The following is a 21753-nucleotide window of genomic DNA, read 5'->3' as shown; positions in this document are numbered from 1 at the left end:
CGCACCCGCACGGCATCGAGCCACTACCGTCAGGTGATGAGCGTCACCGTATCGGCCGATGAGCCCACCCCGGAAGCGGATCTCCTCGCGCATCCGTTCGGCCGCCTGGGCGTCGATCCGTACGGTTCGCGGCGTTCCCGTGCGGTCAACGCCTATCTGGCCCGGGTCACCTGGCCGATGATGACGGCGGCCGGGGTCAGCCACCCCCGCGTCACCGCGCAGATGATCCAGCGGACGCGCCCGGCACTGAACCGGACCATCGAGCGGATCAACCCGCCTCCGGCCAACACCCGGGTGGAGATCGTGCGTGAGAACTTCCGGGGTGGGCAGGTCCGTGGCGAGTGGGTGATCGGCCGGCAGGCGAGCGCTCCGGTCCCCGGTTCGCGGATTCTGTACTACATGCACGGGAGCGGGTACGTGGTGTGCTCGCCGCGAACGCACCGGGGCCTGGTCGGCCGGCTCGGCAACAAGACCGGGCTGCCCGCCTTCAGCCTGGACTACCGGCTCGCCCCCGAGCACGCCTGGCCGTGCGCGGGCAACGACGCCGTCCGCGGCTATCGCTGGCTGCTGTCCCAGGGGTACTGCGCCGAGGACATCGTGGTCGCGGGTGACTCCGCCGGCGGCCACCTGGCGCTCGACCTGCTCGCCGTCAACCACGCCACCGGGACCCCGCAGCCGGGTTCGATGGTGCTGTTCTCGCCGCTCTACGACCCGACTTTTCAACTGGCCGTGCGCAATCAGCGAACCGGGGTGCGGGACCCGATCATCGACGCGATGTCCGCCCGCAAGATCCTGCGGCTCTACACCCGGACCGCCGACCCCGATCATCCACGGATGCGCGTCCGTCTCACCCGGGACATGACCCTGCCCAAGACGCTCATCCAATACGGGGCGCGCGAGGTGATGGGGGCCGACGCCCGGGCCACCCACGACGAGATCACCGGTGCCGGAGGGGTTTCGGTGATCCAGGCCTGGCCGGACCAGGGTCACGTCTTCCAACTGATCCCCCGCCTGTCGGCCGAGGCGCGGTCGGCCATCGACATCGCGGCGCGGTTCGTCGAGGTGACCGCGCCGGTTCCTTCCGACTCGCAAACCCACCCCTTTTCCACAAACCCAGCACGCTTCGACGGGCTGGGTTTACGGAAATAGGGTGGGTTTGTCAGGGGGTCAGTCCGCGAGCCACGCGCCGTGCAGCCCGGCGGGGACGCGGATCGGGAGTTCGACGGTGGCAACCGGCCCGGCCGTCGGCTCGTCGGCGGCGAGAAGGTAGAAATACGAACGCATGTCGGCGGGGTCGGTGCCGATCGCGCCCCAGTGATCGCGTTCGGCGCCCGGGATGTAGATCGGCTCGCCGATCGCGGTTCCGGGACTCCAGAAGGTCTCGGTGCCGGCGGAGAGATCGTGGAACCAGAGACTGTCGGTGGCATCGGTGTCGCGGGGTCCCTTCGCCACCGTTGCCACGCGATGGTGGTCCCGGGTGAGCAACCGGTCGTCGACTCGCGGGAACTCCATGTTGAAGGCGTTGTCGCTGATCGTGTTCCGGGTGATGGTGCCATCCGGGCGGATGATCGCGCGGGTGAGCGCCGACGTCGCCGGCCGGGGTTCGGCGGCGAAACCACCCGGGTAGCTCCATTCCACGTAGTCGACGGTGACACCGTCGTCGGGGCCCGGACCGTCGAAGGCGTTGGCGAAGTGCCACACCCAGAACGGGTCGGTCTGGACCCAGCGCACCGGGCCGCCGTCGCGCGGGATGAGGGCGATGCGCGTGCCGTCGTCGGGTTGCCAGGACAGCAGCGAGCCACCGGTCATCGCGGCTTCGAGGTCGAAGATCAACGGGCACACGAAGAGTACGAGGTACCGCGACGTGAGGGCCATGTCGTGGATCATGACCGACTTGTCCAGACCGTCGACCGGGTTGGGCCCGGTTGCCGCCGTCCCGTCCGGATTCACGATCGACCAGGTGAGATACGGCGCTTCGAGGCTGTAGTTGAACAACATCATCTCGCCGGTGGCCGGGTCGATCTTCGGGTGAGCGGTACTACCGACCCGCATGGCGCCGTCGCAATCGGTCTTGGCCAGCGTCGCCAGCGTCGACGGTTCGAGCAGGTAGGGCTGGTCGGATTCGGCCATCGCCATCAACCGTCCGCCGTGACGGACGATGTTGATGTCGGGCAGTTCGCGGTAGGTGCCGGCGAGTTCGTCCCCGACTACACTCGCGGGTGGTGTGTACCCGTCGGTGAGACCGGACCAGAGTGCATGTCCGGCAGCCTCTTCCGCGATGACCATCGGGGTCCGGACGAAGCGGTTGGTGTACCCGACGCGAACGCCGTCGATGCTGATCCGGTGCACCATGCCGTCACCGTCGAGGGGATAGACGAACGATCCGATGGGATCGAAACGCGGATTGGGGCCGTTGCGCAGGTAGCTGCCGCGCAGATCCGCGGGGATCTCGCCGCGGACGGGCAGGTCGGTGACATCGACCTCCTCCCGCTGCGGGGCGTACACACCGGTGAGGTGGGCGTGATGCGCGAGGTCGACGGGGGCGGGCGTGGGGGGCGTGGCGATGGTCATCGGATGTCCTTCGGGCGGGTCGGTAGGAGGGCTGTGCCGCGGGGGTCAGCCGACGGTCGGGGCGGTGGAGGCGGCGGGCGCGCTTGGGGCCGCGTCGGCGATTGCCCGGGTCCGCTTGACCGCGAACACGATCAGCGCGATCGGCACGACCCAGTTGAGCAGGATGTTGCCCGGGTGGCTGCCGGGCACCGACGCCGACGACGCCAGCAATCCGGCAACGATGTGCGAGCAGCCCATGAGTGCGATCGCCCCGGCCCACAAGAGGCTGATCTGGCGGTTCTTCGCGCGGAACACGGGTGAGTGCCACAGGGCGGGATCGACGGTCTCGCGGGCGTACTGCTCGGTGAACGGGACCGTGAACGCGGACACGGCCATGACCGCGGCGAGGACGAACGCCGAACCACCGCGACCGAAGAACACGAGCGCTTCGTCGACCTGAGTATCACCGACGATGCCGATGAGCGCGATGACGCCGAACAGGACGACCCCGGCGACGTCGATGATCTTCCAACCGCCGCCGGTGCGGACGGCCTCGTAGATGGTGACGGCCAGGGCCAGCGCGCAGGCGGCGATCGCGGCGAGCGTGACGTGGTCGGCACCCAGGCGTTCGGCCGCCCAGGCGAACACGAACCAGGGGGCGAGTCCCAAGATCATCGATTTGGCGTTCACGGGTGGTCTCCTTCGGTACGGCCGAGGTGGGTCCTCGTTGGGGGTACACCCACTGTCCGCCGTACCGATGACGCGTACATCTGCGTCATGACGGAGAAAACTGCGCCAACCGTGCGACGATGCTCAGTTCTGCTGCCGACCCACGACGAACGCGGCGAGTTCGACGCGGGTGCGCAGGCCGAGTTTGGCGAGGGCGTGGGAGACGTGGGTCTGCACCGTGCGGGTCGAGATGAACAGTCGGTCGGCGATCTCGCCGCCGCTCATGCCGGCCGCGACCAGTTCGGCGACGGTCGTCTCGGTCTTGGTGAGACTGTCCCAACCATGGGTCGGCCGGTCGCGTGCCGCGGGGCCGAGCCGAATCCCCAACGGACGCAACCGCGAGGCCACGCGTGCGGAGCTGGTGCTTGCTCCCATGGCACGCGTCAGTCGCATCGCTCGCCGGGCGAGCTCGCGGGCGCGGTCCCGGTCTCCTGAAAGGGCGACCGCGCACGCGGCTTCCTCCCACATGCACGCCTCGGACTGCCGGTCCCCGACCGCCTGCACGATCTCGGCGTACTCGTCGGCGGCGTGCACGATCGTCAACGGGTCCGCGTCGTGGAGCACCACCGAACACATCGCGCGGGCCACCGCGACGGGCCCGGACATGGGCCGCGCGGGCGGTACCGGGAACTCGTCGAGCCCGTCCAGAATGCTGCCGAGCAGCGCGGTGTCGCCCGCCCGCGCGCCGATCCGCGCGGTCTCGAGAACGACGGTGGGCAGCCAGGAGTACAGACCGAACCGGCGGCCGTGGTCCCATGCGCTGCCGGCTGTCGTCGCGGCCGCACGTAGTTTCCGGTTCGCCTCGAGCAGCAGGGCGCGGGCGTGGGTGGGCACCGGGAAACCGAACTGGTCCGGTAACCCCGTGTCGTCCCACGCGTCGAGGCGGGTCGACGCGGCCGCCAGGTCGCCGCGCAGCACGTCGACCATGGCCCGCCCGCCGACCGCCATCGACTTCCAGCCCATGTCCGCGGAGTCCGCGCGATCCAGTCCGGCATCGAAAGATGCCGCCGAGTCGTCGAGGTCGCCGAGCCCGAGAGCTATTCCGCCGCGGGTGAACTCGTGGTAGGCGGTCATCCAGTCGGCGCCCCGGCTCGATCGCAACCGGGCGGCACCCGCGAGCAGGTCGGCCGCGGCCGCCGGGCCGTGCGCATACTGTTCGATCAGCGACGGCCAGATGTCGGCCGACGACGTCGACAGTGTGCCGCCGGCGGATTCCGCCGCGTCCCGACGCGAGGCGAGCAGCGCGATCCCGAGCGCCTCCTCCACCTCGCCGCGCAGGAACCGGCGTAGTGCCTCGGCGATCAGGCCGGACACCGATCGGGTGGACGCGTCCCGCTCGACGTCGAAGAACGGGGTGTCCGGCGCGGGTCTTCGTCCGTCGAGAATGCCCACGTAGTGCCGCAGGTCGGTGAGCGTGCCGGCGACGTCGTCGCCGACCGGGAGCTGCAGGGTCTCGTCGATCAGGTCCCGCACCCGGTCGGTGTCCCCCTTGGCGATCAGGGCGAACAACAGGATCCGATGCAGCTCGGCGAACTCGGCGATCTCGGTCGCCAGTACCATGCCGTCCTCGGCGACGCGTGAAGCCCGGTCGAGCTGCCCGGTTCGGGCGAGGGCGAGCGCGAGTGCGGTGTTGACCCCCGCCGACGGACGGGCGGTGCCGGCCAACGTCTCCAGGAGTTCCGCCGCGACCGCCGGCGTGCTGGCGAGTTCGCTCTCGGCACGGCGTACCGCCGCGAACATCGCGGATTCGTCACTGCCCGAAGCGATTCGATGATGAGCCACGGAATGTGGATCGTGCCGAGTACTGGGATGGCTGGCGATCGCGTCGTGCAGCACCGAGCGCAGCATCGGATCGAGTTGTCCATAGGTGACGTCGGCGTACAGATCGTGGGTGAACCGCAGTGCTCCCCCGTCGTCGACGCCGACGATCCCGGCGTCGATCGCCGACTGGGCCGGCCCGACCAGCGAGGCGGGCGGAACCGCGTCGACCGCGGCCAGTTGGGCGAGCGTCGCCGGGCGGCCCCACACCGCGAGCTTCTGCGTCAGCTCGCGGGCACGACCGTCGAGGAGGGCGACGTGTTCGGCGATCGCGTCCTCGAGTCCACTCGGTACCCCCGACGCGGTGCGTGCGTCGACCGCCGCGTGACCGTCGACGATCCGCAGACCGCCCGACTGCTGCAGCGCGCGCAGCACCGAGATCACGTGCATCGGGTTCCCACCCGATGCACCGAGCAGCGCGAAGAGTTCGACATCCGGTGCGGCACCGACAGTCTCGATCGAGATCCGGTGGACCTCGTCGGCGCCCAGCGGGGGCAGGGACCAGTCGACGACCTCCGCTCGCGCCACCAACCGGTTCAGCAGATCCCGTTCTGGGAGCGGCCGCCGGCCGAGGAGCATCACCAGCGGTAGCACCCGCGTGGCAGGTACGAGGCGGGACAACAGTTCCAGGGTCGCCGCATCGGCGTGGTGGGCATCGTCGATGACGAGCACGAGCGGCCCGTCGGCACACAGCGTGTCCACGCGCGCGTAGAGATCGTCGTCGAAGCCATCGGGAACCGGGGTCGGCAGATCCACTCCGAGCAGCTGCCCGGCGAGTCCGAACGGTTGGCGCCACGACAGTTCGTCTGCCCGCACCGTGCGAACGGAACCATCAGTGGCAGAGGCCAGTTCCCGGAGCGTATGGGTCTTTCCGGCGCCCGGGCCGGCGGTGATCACGCCGACCCCGCGGCGGGCGGAACCCGAATCGCGTTGGGCAGCGGCGACGAAGTCGTGCATTTCGTCGACCACCGCACGACGGTCGGCGGACTGGGACGCGAGCACGGACTCAGGGTATCGGCTGTGTCCGATTCGCGTGATCCATCTGCTCACCTCACCGGCCGAACTCCGACCCGTATCCCTGCCGGTCCGCAGCCGCGGCCAGTCGCCGGTCGAGGTCGTCGGACCAGTCGCGGGCGACCTGCGCGTCGAGCACGGCCAGTCGCTCGGCCACGGGCGCGCGCTGCGCGGGCCCGCACCCGGCGAGAAGGGACTCGAACAGCGCGCGCAGGCGGCGTTGCACCTGAACCTGGCCGGTGCTGTGCCGTCGGATCTCGTCGGTCCCGATCGCGACGTAGTCCGCCCAGCTGCGCCGGATGCCGCGGACCGAGGGGTCGCTCGAGAACTGTTCGCCGCGAAGCCGCGGAGCCAGCAGGAGCAACAGGTCCTCGGTGTGGTCGAGCGCCTGGACCACAACGCTCGGATCGTTGCTCCCAGCCGACATCGCCTTGAGCGCGATGTCCGAGATCGCCTGCAGCGCCGCGGCGGGACTCACCGAGGGTTGATGGGTGTCCCCGAACAGCAGACAGGCCAGCACGCGGCGCTTCTCCACATGGGTCGGATCACCGACGATCTCGATCACCGGGAGATCGTGCGGCACATGGTCGCCGACGGCGACGAGCACGTCGATCCGGACGTTCCACGACGCCGCGTACCGCCGCAGACGATCACCGTTGACCGCCAGCAGGACCCGCCCCCGCGCGGTCACCTCGCCCAGCCTGATCTGCGTTCGCATCTCATCCGTCGCATTCGGGTCCGTCGCCGCGCCCGGGCCGGTCCCCAATAGCTCGGCGTCGCTCGCGTCGGAATCGGAGCGGGTACCGAACTCGGTTGCGGCGGTGCTCTCGTCGTGCCTGTCCGCCGGCGGCAGCTGCCGCACGATCGCCGACCGGCCGTCGTCGGCGATCCACTGCAGCAGGCGCGAGGTGTTCAGGATCGTCCCGACCTTCCCGACGAGCGCGATGAACAGGTACGCGCTGACGGTCGTGAGCATGAACGCGATTGCCGTGGACAGGCCGGGGGTCGGCTCGTCCGGACCCCCGACCGACAGGTCGATCGCGATGATCACGCTGTAGACGAAGGTCGCGAGGAAGAAGCCGGTGGACCACCGCATGACGGGTTCCTGCTGCAGCATCGGGATCACCCGCACCGAGATCGACGACGCCCCGAACTGCATCGCGAGCGTGACGGCGGTGAACACGAGACCGGTCAGGGTCGCCATCGAACCGGCGATGACGCTGAGCAGCGTCGCCAGGGTTCCCGGGTCGACCTCCAGTTCGAGCAGCTCGTCGAATCCGACGGTGGTCCACGCGGCGACTATCGCCAACGTCACCAGCACGACCGGCAGCCGCCAGATCGGGACCGTGCGCAGGGCCCGGCGCGTGCGCCGCCATCGGATAGCGGTCGCCAGCGCGCTCGGTACCTTCTCGGTCACCACGCCGACCGCCGTCGGGACGGACTCCGGCAGGGGAACCGGAACGGGAGCCGGCGCGTCGGGCACCCCGAAACGCCCCGCCACCGCCTCCTGCACGACGATCTTCCATCGCATCAACGGTTCTCGATATCGCTGCTCACGCCCGATCGCGCGAGCCAGTTTGCGGGGGCGGTTCTTGTATCGCCACCGGGCCCATGGTGATCGCGGCCGCGCGAGTCTCGCGGCACCGAACCACAGCAGGACCGGGACGAACATGCCCACCAGTCCGGTCCAGACCTTGCCCTTGATCAGGGTGACGATCGCCAGGAGCACGTTGAGCACGACGACACCCGCCGCGACCAGCCGTGCCACCAGGCCGTTCTCGTTCCGGATGTCCCCGACGACCTCGAACGCCCCGAACGGCTGCAACCCGAGGAGGAAGAGCAGACCTATGGCGATCGCGACGAACACCGCGTCGATCGACGTCCGCCCCTCCTCCGCCCAGTAGACGTCGCGCAGGTGGAGGATGAGCGCGAACTCGTCGAGCACGAGCGCCGCTCCGATGCCGAACAGGGCCGCCAGGACACAGTCGATCACCGGTGTCCGGAGCGGGTCGACCGCGACGAATCCGAAGCCCGCCACCAACATCGCCATCATGCCGAAGAAGGCGTGGTGCACATGCACCCCGCCCGGCGTCACGTTGCCCGGCCACCAACTGACCTCAGCGCGGATCATCCGCACACTGAAGCGGATGAACAGGAAGGTCAGGACGAAGGCGAGCAACAGGAAGAACAACGGCAGACGACCGGTCTCGACGATCCGCTCATCGAACCACCCGGTCATCCCCCGACCCTAGCGGCAGCGCCGGGGGTTCTCGCGGGCAATCGCGACTCTGATCTACGGGCCGAGCCGGCGCAGTGCACTCAGAGCCGCGTTGTGGCCGCACATTCCGTGCACTCCGGCGCCCGGTGGCGTGGACGCCGAGCAGATGTAGACACCCGGGATTCCGGTGGCATACGGGTCGGCCGCGATCCGGGGGCGCATCACGACCTGGAGGGGATCGTTTGCCCCGCCGATGATGTCGCCGCCGACGAGGTTGGCATTGCTCGCGGCGAGATCTGCGGGCGTGCGCACGACGGACCCGACGATCCGATCGCGCGTCCCCGGCGCGAATCGTTCCAGCTGCGCGAGCACGGCGTTCGTGGCGTCGCCGCTGTAGCCATGCGGCACATGTGCATAGACGTACACCGGATGGACGTCACCGACCGACCGCGCCGGATCGGCCAGATATTGCTGGGCGACGAGGACGAAGGGCCGCTCCGGCATCCGGCCACGATGGATCTCGGCCTCGGACGCGACGACCTCGGCGGCGGAGCCGCACACGTGCACGGTGCCCGCCCGACCGGAGAACTCGTCCCGCCACGGAATTCCGCCGTCGACGGCGAGGTCGAGTTTGACCGCGGCGGGCGCCCGCCGAAACCGTCGATACGCCTTACGGACTCGACTCGGGAGTGCGTCCCCCGCAAGGTCGGCGACCGCGCCGGGCTCCAGGTCGAGCACGACCACATCCGCCGGTGGGAGGTCGGAGAGGGAGCTGACCCGATGGCCGGTTTCGATGCGGCCGCCCAGCGTTGCCAGCACCGCGGCGAGGGCCTCCGGCATTCGGGCCGTCCCGCCCTTGATGATCGGCCACCCGTACCGGTGCGAGATGGCGGCGAACATCAGCGCGAACGCAGAGGTGGTCGGCCGGGTGAGCGGGTACCACCCATGGGCGGCGTTCCCGGCGAACAGGGCCGCCGCCTCGTCCGTGTGCCACACCCGTCCCAGGACGGTTGCGGGCAGGAGAGCGGCGGGCCCGAACCGGGCAAGCGGGCCGAGATGACGCGGCACGTGCAGGAGCGGGCCCAGCACTTCCTGCGCCAGGTCGTCGAAGTTCTCCGCCAACGGACCGAACAGGCTCCGCCATCGTGGTCCGTCGACCCCGAGAAGCCGACTGGTCTCGTCCAGCGAGTTCATCATGGCGCCGGCCCGGCCGTCGGGCAGCGGATGTGCGAGGTCGATCTCCGGCCAGCCCCATTCGAGCCCATGGTCGGCGAGTCCGAGGCTCTGGAAGAACGTCGATGCCAGCCCGATCGGGTGGACGGCCGCGCCGTCGTCGTGCAGCAGGCCGGGCAGGATTCGCTCGGACGAGCGGGCACCACCACCGATCGTCTCGGCCGCCTCCAGCACCGTCACCTCGATGCCCCGCTGCGCGAGGGTGATGGCGGCGGCGAGCCCGTTGGGGCCCGCCCCCACCACGATGGCCGAGGTCATGAGCGGCATCGTATTCGATGTGCACCGGCACGACCGCGATCGCAGAACTCGATGGCGGGCTCGACATGGTGGTTGCCCGGATGAGCCGCCCGCCTCACTGCATGTCGGGGTGATCGGAATGTCGGGCCGGCCCGGGCTCGCTGCGTCTGACGGACGCCAGGCGGGACGACGCCTGCGCGCGTAGGGCGGCGACGTCCGCTGCCGGCGCCGGCGCGGTGGACGCCGCGAGTGAGGCATCGGGCAGGTGTCGACGCAGCTCCTCGATCAACGCCGCGGCCTGCCCGGGTGGACCATCGTCGTCGTGCACCACGCAGATCGCGAACTCCGAATCGGCCAGGCGTGCCAGGGCGGAATCGGCGGGAAGCAATTCGACGCAGGTCCGGGCCCGGCGAACCAGTCGCTGCTCCCTCTCGCGCGGGTCGTCGGTCGTCCCGGAGTCGTCGACTGACCACGAGATCACCGTGACCGCCGCGGCCGACCGCCGTCCGTCGAGGAGCCCCGCGGTCGCGAGTTCCCAGCCCGCGCGGTTGAACACGCCGGTCAGCGGGTCAGCACAGACCGCGGTGAGCAGCGTCCGCGTCAGCAACCCGAACGACTCGGCCGCCGCCGGGATGGCGACGGCGACGACGATGTAGGTGCTGAGGTACTTCGGTGCGGGCGCCACGGCAAGCGCGACGACGCACCCGGCCGTCAGCACACCGATGAACGCCCACGCCTGCCGACGCGGAAGAGTGGCACGGACGTACATCGCCAGGAACATAGCCGCGATCATGCACAGGAACTCGGCGCTGATCAGCTCGTGGAACGCCATCACCGCGGGGGTGGCGACACCGGCCGCGATCACGGCCGGTAGCGGGCGCTGCGGCCGCACCGACAGCCACCCCAGCGCCGCGAGCCCCAGCACGACAGCGACCAGTCCCCCGGTCGGGTCGGACAGGGTCGCCGAGTCGTCGGTCGGGAACAGCGTGAGAGCCACGCCCACCGCGTACAGCAGCGTCGTCACCGCCAGATAGGTCCGCAGCACATGCAGCGGCGATCGCGGGAGCGGGCCCCTCAGCGCTCCCAGGTGCAGGTCCGGTCGATACATCCCCACTCCGATCCTCGGTATCGGTTCCCCGATCCGAGGTTGCCAAATCGCGTCGAGTTGCGCGACCGGCGCGGGGTGGTGGGGCGTCGGGTTCCTGGTCGACGAGCTCAGAACAACCAGGGCATCTCGTCGTGCCCGAAGTCGCGGAAGTCGCCGAACCGGCCGGAGTAGAACACCAGGCCGGTGCCGTCGCGCCATCGCAGCTCGGACACGTCGCCGTAGAAGACGCGGTGGTCGCCGATGTCGTGCGCGCTGTGCACCGTGCATTCCAGGTGCGCGAGTGCATCGGCGACGACCGGCAGTCCGCAGGCGGTGCGGTCACACGGCAGCCCTTCGAAGCGTGCGCCGCCACGGGTCGCGAAGCGTCGGGCGACCGCCTCCTGCCGGGACGACAGGATCGACACCGCGAACCGCCCGCCGGCCTGCACCGCGTCCGTGGTCCGGGATCCGTGGGTCAGCGACACCAGGATGATCGCGGGGTCGAGACTGACCGACGTCAGCGAACTGATGGTCATGCCGCATGGTTCGCCGTCGGAGTCCTCGGCGCTGACGACCGCGACACCGGTGGTGAACCTCCCCATGCTGCGTCGCATGTCGGAGGGAGTGGGCCGAGAGAAGGCCGGCAGGGTCATGATCGTCTCCTATGCGCTGCGGTAGCGGACCTCGAAGGTGAGCACACCCTCGTCGGTCCGCCACGGGCCGTGCGGCATTCCCGGTGGGCGGCAGGCGTACTCACCGGCCGAGAACGTCTGGTCCAGGGTCAGGTCGACGAACGAACCCTCGAGGATGTAGACCTCTTCCCAGAAGTCGTGCTTCTGCACGCCCATCGGGCTGGAGTCGGCACCCGCCTCGTAGCGGAGGATGCGGGTGGCGACGTTGCCGTCCGGGTCCCGGGACAAGATGCGTTCGGTGATCTTCGGATCCCCACCGGGGCAGACGGTGTAATCGACGTCGGTGACCGGGAAGAACTCGTACTCGGGTTTGGCCATGATGGCTCCTCTCAGGCGTCTTCGAGCTTGTAGGACTGCAGGAAGCCTGCAACGTCCTCGAGTGCGTCGTCGTAGGCGTAGTTGCGATAGGTGTAGGCGCCCTTCACGACGAACGGCGCTCCGGCGTAGAACATCTCGTACTGCTGGTGCCGGCCGGCGAACTCGGAACCGACGATGTCCCAGGCCAGCTTGAACAGCTTGATCCGCTCTTCGGACGGCACGCCCGGCGACTGCACGTAGTGCTGGATGTCCTTGGCCGTCAACGAGCTCGTGAGGTCGCGCACGCTCGAGGGCAGCTGCAGCACCCCACCACCGACCAGATCGCGGAGGATGGCGAGCACGCGCGGATAGGTCTCCGACTGCAGACCCATCGACCCGTACAGGGCCTGCCGGCCCGGCAGCCACTGGCCCGACGCGTCCGGCTCCGCCGTGTATTCCGCTGCCAGCACCGCGGATTCGACGCCGGACACGACGGCGGCGAGTTCGCCGAGCTTCTCCTGGACGCTGGGGATCTTGTCCACTCCGTTGACCTGGGTCACCCGGCGTGCCACGCCGGCGATGAACTTCAGCTTCGTGGCGAAACGGATCTGCGCCTGCCAGTTGCCGAGGACGTGTGCTCCGGTCTCGAAGAACTGACGGCGCACGCCGACGATGTCGCGGTCGACGAACACCCGATCCCAGGGCACCAGCACGTCGTCGAACACCACCAGGGCGTCGGGCTCGTCGTACCGCGAGGTCAGCGGGTAGTCGAAGCTGCTGGTCGCCGCGGGCGCGTACGGCCGCCGGCAGTACAGCTTCAGGCCCTCGGTCGCCACCGGGACCACGAACGAGACGGCGAAGTCGCTGTCGTCCGGGCCGAGCGGCTTGATACACGAGACGAACACCTCGTCGGCGATCGCGGCGCCGGTGGCGAGCATCTGCGACCCGCGCACGACGATCCCTTCGTCGGTCTCGCGCACAACACCGGCCTGGAGGAACTCGCCCTCCCAACCCGACGCCGTGGTCGCCCGCGAGACCTGCGGCGGGATGATCGCATACGAGACATACAGGTTCTCATCCAGCAGACGCCGGTGGAACGCCGTCACGTTGGCCGACAGGTCGCGGCCCTCGCCGGCGAAGACCTCCGGGTGGGCGGCGAAGGATGCCAGGAAGGTCCCGACGTGGTCGGGGCTGCGACCGACCCAGCCGTGGGTGTGCCGGGCCCACGTCTCGATGGCTTCGCGACGGAGCCGGAGTTCCTCACGGCTGCGCGGGATCCCGAACGTCCGGTTGGCAGTCGCACCGGTCTCCGGCGCGGTGTACTGCATGTTCTGCGCGGGATCGGCGGCCAGGTCGAACATCTCGGCGATGGTCGCCGCGACCGGCGCGAACGCCGGGTGGGTCGTGACGTCATCGACCTGTTGCCCGTCGACGAGCACCACGCGCCCGTCGTTCAGCGAGGACAGATAATCGGCTCCGGTACGCATCATCAACGTCCTTCCGGATCTGAGGTGTAGGAGTGGGTCAGGACGGTCCCGTCCGGCAGCGTGAGTTCGAGATCCCAGCGGGTGCCGTAGACGAAAGTGCCGTCGAGCAGGGGCAACGTACCCGCGAAACAAAGCAGGTCGGCGCCGTCGTCGCCCTGACGTTCGGCGAGGATGCCGAGCAGGTTCTGCGGCGTCCGCAATCCCGACAACGCGCCGTCTTGATAGAGGCGGCCATCGACCCAACTCCGGGCACGGCATGCGTCCCAATCGAACTCGGCCCAGGACTCGATCTCGACGACCTGCCGGCCGACCGGCTTCGGGCAGGCACGCTTCGAGTCACCGATGTCCACGGTCTCGAGCTGGCGGTCGGTGTGGTCGGAACCGATACCGAGATACCAGCGTCCGTCCCGGCGCAACAGCACCGGCTCCACCTCACCGGAGGTCTCGCTACCGTGCACCTCCGTGGTGGGGTCGGTGGTGACGCTGCCCGGCTCGACCGGATAGAACATCGGAACCTCGGGCGGCGGCGCCACACCGATCGCCGCCAGTTCGTCGATATGGTGTCGCACAGCGGCTTCGTCGCGTCCGGTGTACCCCGCGACAAGTGTGCGGAGGGTGTCGAATTCGACCTGCTCGGCGGTGCCGGCGATCGTGAAACTGAGCACCCGGGTGTCGGTACCGGTCATGAGTGGACCTTTCTACGGGACAGAACGGAATAGTCGGGCAGCCGATCGCCGAGAACCGGGAACTCCGACCGGACGGCGGCGACCAGGGTGGGGTCGATCTCCGCGAGTATTACCCCTTCACCCGAATCGGCCTCGGCGACAACCGATCCCCAGGGATCGACGATCCGGCTGTGACCCGCCAGTTCGACCCCCGCGTGGGTACCGGCAGCGTTGCATGCGATGACGAACACCTGGTTGTCGACGGCGCGTGCGGAGGTCAGCAACCGCCAGTGCTCCCGACGCGCCATCGGCCAGGCTGCCGGCACGATCACCAATTGCGCTCCCGCAGCACCGATCTCGGCCCACAAGCCGGGAAACCGAAGGTCATAGCAGGTGGTCGCCGCGACCGGACCGAAGGCGGTGTCCACCGCGTGGACCTGCTCACCGGGCTCCAGCAGATGGGCCTCCTGCGAGCGGTAACCGAACACGTGCACCTTGCTGTAATGGTGCACGACGGTGCCGTCCGGCCCGAGCAGGACAGCGGTGTTGCGCAGGCGTTCCGAGCCCCGGTCCTCGACGATGCTGCCGGCGTGCACGAAACAGTTCCGGCGGCGTGCGATGGCCGCCATCGTCGACACGGTGGGCCCGTACAGGTCCTCGGCCGACGACGGATAGTCGTCGAAGTGGTTGTAACCGACCCGCCACAGTTCCGGCAGGACGATGAGGTCGACGTCGTCGGGCAGGCCGTCGACGAGTGTGCGCACGCGTTCGAGACGATGCGCGCCGGTCTCGTCGTCGGGACTGGCCACCTGGACCAGTGCGATCTTCATGGAGGTCTCCTCGGTACAGATCTATAGGTGGGAGTGGCGCAGGGAGTCGTGCGTGGTCCGAAGGTGCTCGCGCACACTGCGAACCGCCGCGTCGACGTCTCCGGCCCGGATGGCGTCCGCGATCGCCCGGTGCTCGACCAGCACCTGCTTCTTGCGGTGCTCGTCGTTCATGACGATGCGGACACCCATGCGCATCTGGCGATCGCGCAGTGAGTTGTAGAAGTCACCCATGAGGCTGTTGCCGGCCGCACGGATGATCGTCGTGTGGAATTCGAGGTCGTGGGCGATGAAGTCGACGGGGTCCTGGTCGTCCTCCTGCTGTTGCAGGAGGAGCGCCAGTTTGTCCGGGACGAGTCCCGGTCGCGGTGCCACCTCGTGCACCGACCATTCCTCGACGACCCGCCGCGCCTGCATGACCTCATCGACATCGCGATCCGACAGCGCCGGGATATACGCACCCTTGTGTGGGACCCGGCGGATGAATCCCTCCGCCTCGAGCCGCATCAGGGCCTCCCGGACCGGGGTGCGCGAGATACCCGACGACGCCGCCACCTGAGCCTCGGACAGGAACATCTCTTCGTCCCGCGGGAGCGTGATGATCGTCTGCTTGAGCCACTCGTAGGCGAGTTCGGGCGCGGTGGCCGTGCCGGAGCGCGATGTCGACATGGTGTTGTCTCCTCTCAGAGCGTCACGGAGCAACGGCAGCGGGTGGCTGCTGTTTCGCTTCGGTCGTGGTCGTTTCGGCTGCGGCGGAGGGGTTCTCACCGGAGTCATCGTCTCGCCCGGTATCGCCGACCGTCGCCAGGTCCACCGACTGCGTCTCGCGGGCGACTATGGCGGCGATCAGTGAGATGACGCCCATGATCGCGAGGTACGCGCCGATGGCGTAACCGGTGTCGAACCAGTTGTAGAGCGCGATCGCGATGATCGGGGCCGGCGAGCCGGCGAGCACCGAGGCCAGGTTGTAGGCCAGGGAGACACCCGAATAGCGGACCTCGGTCGGGAACAGCTCGGAGAAGAACGCCCCGATCACCGCGCTGTAGGCCGCGAAGATCAGCAGCCCGACGGACACGGCGACGATGATCGCCACTGTGTTCTTGGTGTCGAGCAGTCCGAAGAAGGCGAAGGCCCAGACAATGGTGGCCAACGAGGCCGAGATGTAGACCGGGCGCCGGCCGATCCGGTCGGCCAGGATCGCGAACAGCGGGATCGTCACCAGCGCCACGACCATTCCGATCATCACGGCGTTCAGTCCGGTCGAGCGGTCGAGGTCGAGGATCTGGGTCAGATACGTGATGACGAACAGCGAGAAGATGTAGAAGCCGGCGTTCTCACCGAATCGGGTGAACGCGGCGAGCAGGATCTGACGCCAGTAACCGCGAACAGCGTCGCCCAAGGGCATGCGGCGGGTCTCGGACTTCGCTGTCTGCTGCGACTTCTCGAAGAGCGGTGTCTCGGCGACGTAGAGGCGCAGGACGAGCCCGACGATCACCATCACGGCCGAGAGCGCGAAAGCGATTCGCCAGCCCCACGACAGGAACGCTTCCTCGGACATCACGCCGGAGAGGATCGCGAGCGCACCGGCGGCCATCAGATTGCCCAGTGGCGGACCGAGATTGGGCCAGGACGACCAGAACGCACGGCGCGTCGAGTCGCCGTGCTCGCTGACCAGCAGCACCGCGCCGCCCCATTCGCCGCCGAGCGCGAATCCCTGGACGAGACGCAGGAAGACGAGCAGCAGCGGCGCGGCGACACCGATCGCGGCGTAGGACGGCAGGAAGGCGATCAGGAAGGTCGAGACACCCATGAGCATGAGGCTCGCGATGAGGGTGGCGCGCCGGCCCTTGACGTCGCCGTAATGGCCGAGCACCGCGGCGCCCAGCGGACGTGCGATGAAGCCGACGGCGTAGGTGGCGAAGGCCAGCATGGTGCCGACCAGCGGGTCGTCGGCGGGGAAGAAGACCTCGTTGAACACCAGCGCGGCCGCGGTGCCGTACAGGAAGAAGTCGTACCACTCCACGGCGGTTCCGGCGAGGCTGGAACCGGCGATCACCGGGAGGCTGGTGTGGGATCTACGACTGCTAGATTTCGTGGTGGCAGTTGCCATATGTCGACTCCTCAGTCGAATCGTCGTTGCGTGACGACTGCACGGCCGGCGCCTACCTGCCAGTAGGCGAACGTCCGGACGTGCAGGTGGAGCTGTCCGGCTCGGTGGTTGTTGCTGCAACCACCGAGCCACCCCGAGACCATTGATCTGCGTGTGAAGCGGACCACATCAAGGCCGTACACCAGTTGTATACGACCCGTACACGATCGGGCAAGGGCTGTAAACGAATCGTCACAGGCGGACATATGGCCGTAACCCGGAACGCTCTGCGCGCCGATCGGACCGACGTCGCCGCCCGCCACACCTATCCTGTTCCAATGGACACCCTCGTCACCGTGGTCGTCGTCGACGATCACCCGTTCTTCCGCGACGGTGTATCCCGTGGCCTGACGGCCAGTGGACGGGTACGGGTCGTCGGCGAGGCCGCCGATGGCCTGGCCGGGCTCGAGCTGATCTGTCGGGAGAAACCCGACGTCGCGGTGGTCGACCACCAGATGCCGCACATGACCGGCGTCGAGGTCGCCCATGCGGTGTCGCGCGATGGGTTGCCGACCCGGGTGCTACTGCTGTCCGCGGTCACCGACGGTCCGATCGTCTTCCGGGCGCTGCAGGAGGGCGCGGCCGGTTACCTGTCGAAGGACGCCGATCGCGACGACATCGTCGGCGCGGTGACCCGGGTGGCCAAGGGAGAGACGGTGGTACCGCCGGAGCTCGCCGCGGGACTGGCCGGCGAGATCCGCGCGCAGACCCAGCGTGACGCGCCGGCCCTGAGCGAGCGGGAGCGCCAGGTGCTCACGGGATTCGCACGCGGACAGTCGATTCCACAGGTCGCCGCCGAGCTCTACATCGGTGCGTCGACGGTCAAGACGCACACCCAGCGCCTCTACGAGAAGCTCGGCGTGTCCGACCGTGCGGCCGCGGTCGCCGAGGCGATGCGCCGTGGGCTCCTCGAATAGCGCCGACCCCTCGAAGCCAGGGGTCGACGACGGTGTCAGCGTCGAGATCGCGGGGGCGACACGCTATCTGGGCCTCGACGAGTTCGCCGACGAGCCGAGGATCCACGACATCCTGATCGACCACGCGATCCGCGGCATCCGAATCCAGGTGGTACTCCGGCTGTTCCTGTCGTTGTTCGTGCTGCTCACCGTCGCCCTTGACCCACCCGCGCACGCCGAGACATTCAGCGTCGTGACCGCAATCCTGTACGCGGCGTGGTGTATCGGCGGGTCGATCGTGGTCGTCCGCCACGAGTCGGCGATGATCCGGTACTCGTGGATCGCACTTCCCGTCGACCTCTTCCTGCTCACCGCGCTCGCCGTGGTGGCGAGCCGGTCGAACGAATCGAGTTGGACCACCGACGTTCTCCTCAGCGGCTTCGTCCTCGTGCCGATGATCGCCGCGATCGCGTTGCAACCGAGGACATGTGCGGTGGTCGTGATCGTGACGACCGTGGTGTACGCCGTGTCCTCCTCGCTGGCACGGACGTCGAACGGCGAACCGTGGTCGGTGATAGTGCTGCGTATCCTCGTCGTCGCGGCCCTGGCCGTCGGCGCGATCCTGTTGTCCCGGTTGCAGCGATCGCGGGTGACGACGATCGGGGCGCTCGCCGCCGAACGCGCCCGTCTCCTCGACGCCACGATGGAGATCGAGGAACGCGAACGGCGCGATCTCGCCGACAACCTGCACGACGGCGCCCTGCAGTACGTCCTGGCCGCACGTCAGGAACTCGCCACGCTGCGCGACTCCGCCGATCCCGTGACGCTCGACCGCGTGGACGGCGCGCTCCGCGACGCGGCGCAGCTCTTGCGTTCGACGCTGAGCGAGTTGCACCCGGTGGTGCTCGAGCAAGCCGGTCTGACGGTGGCCCTGACCGACCTCGCCTCCTCCGTCGGGAGCCGCACCGGCGCTCCGACGATCTCGGTCGACACCGCCGGCTGGCCGCCCGACCTGCGCACGTCCGCCGACCCCCTTCTGTTCGCCACCGCCCGCGAACTGCTGACGAACGTGATCAAGCACGCGGCCGCGACGACCGTCGAGGTGACCGCCGAGTTCGACGACGGACGGGCACGCCTCGTCGTCGTCGACAACGGCACCGGACTGCCGGCCGACATCGGCGTCGACGAATTGATGCGTCGACGACAAGCCAAGGGCCACATCGGGCTTGCCTCGCGCCGCGTGCGCATCGAGGGAACCGGTGGCACGTTGTCGCTGTCGAACCATCCCCGCGGCGGAACCGTCGCGATCGTGGAGGTTCCCGCTCGAGCGGTATGAGGCAGACTGCCAACCGGGGACGCCCGCCTGCTCCACGCGATTGCGTGGACGCCGCTATCGACGGTCGCCCTGAGCCGGCTGGCCGATAGTCCGCACCGCCGGTATCTGCAGCAATCGCTCATAGCTCGTCCCCGGCGCACTTCGCGCAAGGGCGATCACTGCTTCTTCGGTCGTGGCGATGAGCACAGCGGGGTCGCTATCCGCAGACTCCGGAACCTCCGTCGTGAAACTGGCCGCTCCGCAGATGCCGCCACAGCCCGCTTCGAGGTCGACACATAACAGACGCTGTGTGTCGTCGACCAGAAGAACCCTGCGCACGAAGCCGTCGGACTCGCGGTACGACCTCGGCGGGCCCAGGTCGACGATCCGCCAGCCGCAGCGCAACAACTCATTCAAGGGATAGCGTTCTGCCAGTAGATGTGTCATCGTCCACTCGCCGCATCGTCACCCACTGAGTGGCGGCCCTCCACATCCGCATGTCTGACACCGACGCCTCTGGTGTCCCGGGTGGTCGTCTCGGGCGGGCGGGCAAGCGGGCGAGCACAATACACCGCGGTCCTCCTTTCGATGCTGCGGAAACAGGAAACAACTGCCATCACTGTCCGTCGACGAACTCGGTCGCCGCTGTCATCTGGCTGGTGGTTTCCTGAGCGCCGGGATCTTCGCAACACAGTCGACGACTCACGACCCGGCAGCCGGCAGCCGGCAGCCGGCACACTTCACATGGCCAGGTGCGGCGAGTTCCTGATCCGGCGCGCGTGAGGTTCGAGCCGACAGCTCACGACGTCTGCCCGGTGGCGAACAGTACGTCCGATGAACCGACCAGCGCGTGGTCTCGTCGCCGGGACGTCAGTACCCCATCACGCAATTCGGCGACTTCGTCGGCGATCTCGGTGACACGGGGGTCGTGGGTGATGAGGAGGGTGGACCGGCCATGGGCGAGACGTCGGAGGGGCTCCAGGATCCGCTGCGCGGTCTCGTCGTCCAGCCCTGATGTCGGCTCGTCGAGTACGAGGACGGGACTGTCGCGAAGGATTGCCCGCGCTATCGCGATTCGCTGGCGCTGACCCCCCGAGAGGGTCAGGCCGTCTTCGTCCAGAGGTGTGTCGTAACCGTCGGGGAGCTCGTTGATGAACGGGTCGGCGTCGGCAGCAATTGCAGCGCTGATGATCTCGGCGCGGGTGGCGTCCGGTCGCCCGTAGGCGATGTTGTCGGCGACGGTTGTCGCCTTGATGATGGGCTGCTGGGGTAGCAAGGTCACATGATCGCGGATGGCGCGGCCTGAGAGGGCGGCATAATCGAATTCGCCGAGAGTGATCGTTCCTGCGTCGGGGCGGTCGAATCGACACAACAACGACGCGAGTGTGGACTTGCCTGCGCCGCTGGGTCCGACGAGTGCTGTGATCGTTCCCGGATGCAGATCGAGCGAGACGCGGTCGAGTACCGTCGTCTCTCCCCGACGTAGGGTGACCTCCCGCATCGATACCGTGTGATCCGGTCCCAGATCGGTGATCGCATCGTCACAGTCGGCATCCGTGGGTTCGAGGTCGAGGAGCTCGCCAATCCGTTCTGCGCTGACCGCCGCAGACGCGAGCGACAGTCGCACCTCGGCGAGTTCCTGCATCTTTGGATACAGCATGCCGAGATATCCGGTCAGGGCGATCAGTTCGCCGACGCTCAGTGCGCTCTGGCGCACTTGCCAGACTCCTGCGACGGCGATCGCCAGAGTGACCACGACCTGCCCGAAGCCCATGACGGCCCCGAACCCGGCCTCGATCCGTGTCTGCGATAGACGGGCGCCGAGCCAGGTGAAGCCGTAGTGGTGCAGGCGCGCCTGTTCACGGTTCTGCTGGTTGTAGGCTACGGCCGTCTCGTGGCCACTCAACGCGCTCTGCACAGCGACCGCGATGCCGGCGTTGGCGATTCGTTCGTCACGGGTGACCAGCGTCTGTCGACGTCCGTAGAATGCCGAGACCGCCCACAGGGCAGGCACGGCCGCGATCGCCACCACAGCGACCTGCCAGCTCATGATGAGGGCCGCCACCACCAAACCGATGGTGTTGGTGACCGCCACGATCAGTTGCATGACCCCGGAACCGATCAAATACTCGACGGCTTCGAGGTCGCTCGAATGACGGGTGACCATGTCGCCCAGGCCAAAACGTCGGTGAATCACCGGGCTGAGTCGCTGGACGTGAGCAAATAGCCTGTCGCGCAACCGTAGGACCACTCGTTCGGAGACGCCGACCGCGGCAACCTGGCCGTAGTAGTCCGCTGCAGTTGAGATCGCTGTGATCAGCAGCCAAAGCGCGGCGAGGCGGGCGAACTGAAGTGCGCTCTCGGCCGAGAGCGCGCCGTCGATCACGTCGGACAGAACGAAGATCGCGATCACCTCGCACGCGGTGGCGACAAGCAGAAGTGTTGCGGCAAGGGTGAATCGCGGGCCCTCGCCTCGGAGAGCCGGCAGGAATCGGAGGTAGGCCTCGCGTGCGGTCATCTATCAGTCCATTGGTGGTGA

The 21753-nt window shown here is 68.3% G+C and carries 18 protein-coding genes; 3 read left to right on the top strand and 15 right to left on the bottom strand.

Annotated elements, in window-relative coordinates; genetic code table 11:
- Window positions 1-36: 36 nt before the first annotated feature.
- Window positions 37-1149, top strand: a complete 1113-nt coding sequence (locus KB201_RS10620; protein WP_211539241.1) for an alpha/beta hydrolase — start codon at window positions 37-39, stop codon at window positions 1147-1149.
- 18 nt (window positions 1150-1167) lie between these two features.
- Here KB201_RS10620 and KB201_RS10615 read toward each other — a convergent pair whose 3' ends face one another.
- From KB201_RS10615 to KB201_RS10555, 13 genes are all read right to left on the bottom strand, one after another.
- Entirely contained in the window at window positions 1168-2571 is a 1404-nt protein-coding gene (locus KB201_RS10615; RefSeq protein WP_078111906.1) for a carotenoid oxygenase family protein, read from the bottom strand.
- A 45-nt stretch (window positions 2572-2616) separates the two neighbouring features.
- The gene (locus KB201_RS10610) at window positions 2617-3240 is read right to left on the bottom strand and encodes a hypothetical protein (protein WP_078111907.1); all 624 of its coding nucleotides are present in this window, start codon (window positions 3238-3240) and stop codon (window positions 2617-2619) included.
- Window positions 3241-3363: 123 nt separating this feature from the next.
- On the bottom strand, window positions 3364-6099 hold the full coding sequence (locus tag KB201_RS25065; RefSeq protein WP_307848060.1) for a LuxR C-terminal-related transcriptional regulator: 2736 nt from the start codon (window positions 6097-6099) through the stop codon (window positions 3364-3366).
- Between the two features lie 49 nt (window positions 6100-6148).
- Window positions 6149-8350, bottom strand: a complete 2202-nt coding sequence (locus KB201_RS10600; protein WP_211539240.1) for a DUF2254 family protein — start codon at window positions 8348-8350, stop codon at window positions 6149-6151.
- A 54-nt stretch (window positions 8351-8404) separates the two neighbouring features.
- Window positions 8405-9820 carry an NAD(P)/FAD-dependent oxidoreductase gene (locus KB201_RS10595; RefSeq protein ID WP_211539239.1) on the bottom strand — a complete coding sequence of 472 codons (1416 nt, stop codon included), beginning with the start codon at window positions 9818-9820 and terminating at the stop codon, window positions 8405-8407.
- A gap of 94 nt (window positions 9821-9914) precedes the next feature.
- A complete protein-coding gene (locus KB201_RS10590) occupies window positions 9915-10907 on the bottom strand; it encodes a hypothetical protein (protein WP_211539238.1) in 993 nt (330 codons plus the stop codon).
- 107 nt (window positions 10908-11014) lie between these two features.
- Entirely contained in the window at window positions 11015-11539 is a 525-nt protein-coding gene (locus KB201_RS10585) for a flavin reductase family protein (protein WP_211539237.1), read from the bottom strand.
- 9 nt (window positions 11540-11548) lie between these two features.
- A complete protein-coding gene (locus KB201_RS10580) occupies window positions 11549-11896 on the bottom strand; it encodes a cupin domain-containing protein (RefSeq protein ID WP_078111910.1) in 348 nt (115 codons plus the stop codon).
- Between the two features lie 11 nt (window positions 11897-11907).
- A complete protein-coding gene (locus KB201_RS10575; RefSeq protein ID WP_374193910.1) occupies window positions 11908-13365 on the bottom strand; it encodes a 4-hydroxyphenylacetate 3-hydroxylase family protein in 1458 nt (485 codons plus the stop codon).
- Window positions 13365-14048 (bottom strand): DUF2848 family protein, encoded by a 684-nt coding sequence (locus KB201_RS10570; protein WP_211539236.1) that lies wholly within the window; start codon window positions 14046-14048, stop codon window positions 13365-13367. Before KB201_RS10570 ends, KB201_RS10575 begins: the two co-directional genes overlap by 1 nt.
- Window positions 14045-14857 carry a carbon-nitrogen family hydrolase gene (locus KB201_RS10565; protein ID WP_211539235.1) on the bottom strand — a complete coding sequence of 271 codons (813 nt, stop codon included), beginning with the start codon at window positions 14855-14857 and terminating at the stop codon, window positions 14045-14047. The genes KB201_RS10570 and KB201_RS10565 overlap by 4 nt, the downstream gene beginning before the upstream one ends.
- 21 nt (window positions 14858-14878) lie before the next feature.
- The gene (locus tag KB201_RS10560; protein ID WP_058253367.1) at window positions 14879-15523 is read right to left on the bottom strand and encodes a GntR family transcriptional regulator; all 645 of its coding nucleotides are present in this window, start codon (window positions 15521-15523) and stop codon (window positions 14879-14881) included.
- A 22-nt stretch (window positions 15524-15545) separates the two neighbouring features.
- Window positions 15546-16964, bottom strand: a complete 1419-nt coding sequence (locus KB201_RS10555) for an MFS transporter (RefSeq protein WP_211539234.1) — start codon at window positions 16962-16964, stop codon at window positions 15546-15548.
- Between the two features lie 317 nt (window positions 16965-17281).
- Between KB201_RS10555 and KB201_RS10550 the strand changes: the two genes are divergently transcribed.
- Window positions 17282-17920: a response regulator transcription factor gene (locus tag KB201_RS10550; RefSeq protein WP_211539233.1), complete on the top strand. Its 639-nt coding sequence runs from the start codon at window positions 17282-17284 to the stop codon at window positions 17918-17920.
- Entirely contained in the window at window positions 17904-19235 is a 1332-nt protein-coding gene (locus tag KB201_RS10545; RefSeq protein WP_211539232.1) for a sensor histidine kinase, read from the top strand. The genes KB201_RS10550 and KB201_RS10545 overlap by 17 nt, the downstream gene beginning before the upstream one ends.
- 54 nt (window positions 19236-19289) lie before the next feature.
- On the opposite strand, the gene KB201_RS10540 is transcribed toward KB201_RS10545, so the two are convergent.
- Window positions 19290-19661: a hypothetical protein gene (locus KB201_RS10540; RefSeq protein ID WP_058253370.1), complete on the bottom strand. Its 372-nt coding sequence runs from the start codon at window positions 19659-19661 to the stop codon at window positions 19290-19292.
- Between the two features lie 352 nt (window positions 19662-20013).
- Complete coding sequence (locus KB201_RS10535; RefSeq protein WP_211539231.1) at window positions 20014-21732, bottom strand: ABC transporter ATP-binding protein; 1719 nt, start codon at window positions 21730-21732, stop codon at window positions 20014-20016.
- Window positions 21733-21753 lie beyond the last annotated feature (21 nt).

Source organism: Gordonia sp. SCSIO 19800 (assembly GCF_018132775.1).
In the GTDB taxonomy this organism is placed as follows: Bacteria; Actinomycetota; Actinomycetes; order Mycobacteriales; family Mycobacteriaceae; genus Gordonia; species Gordonia hongkongensis.
Note: the sequence above shows the minus strand (reverse complement) of the source record. Positions and strands in the feature narration are given on the sequence as shown.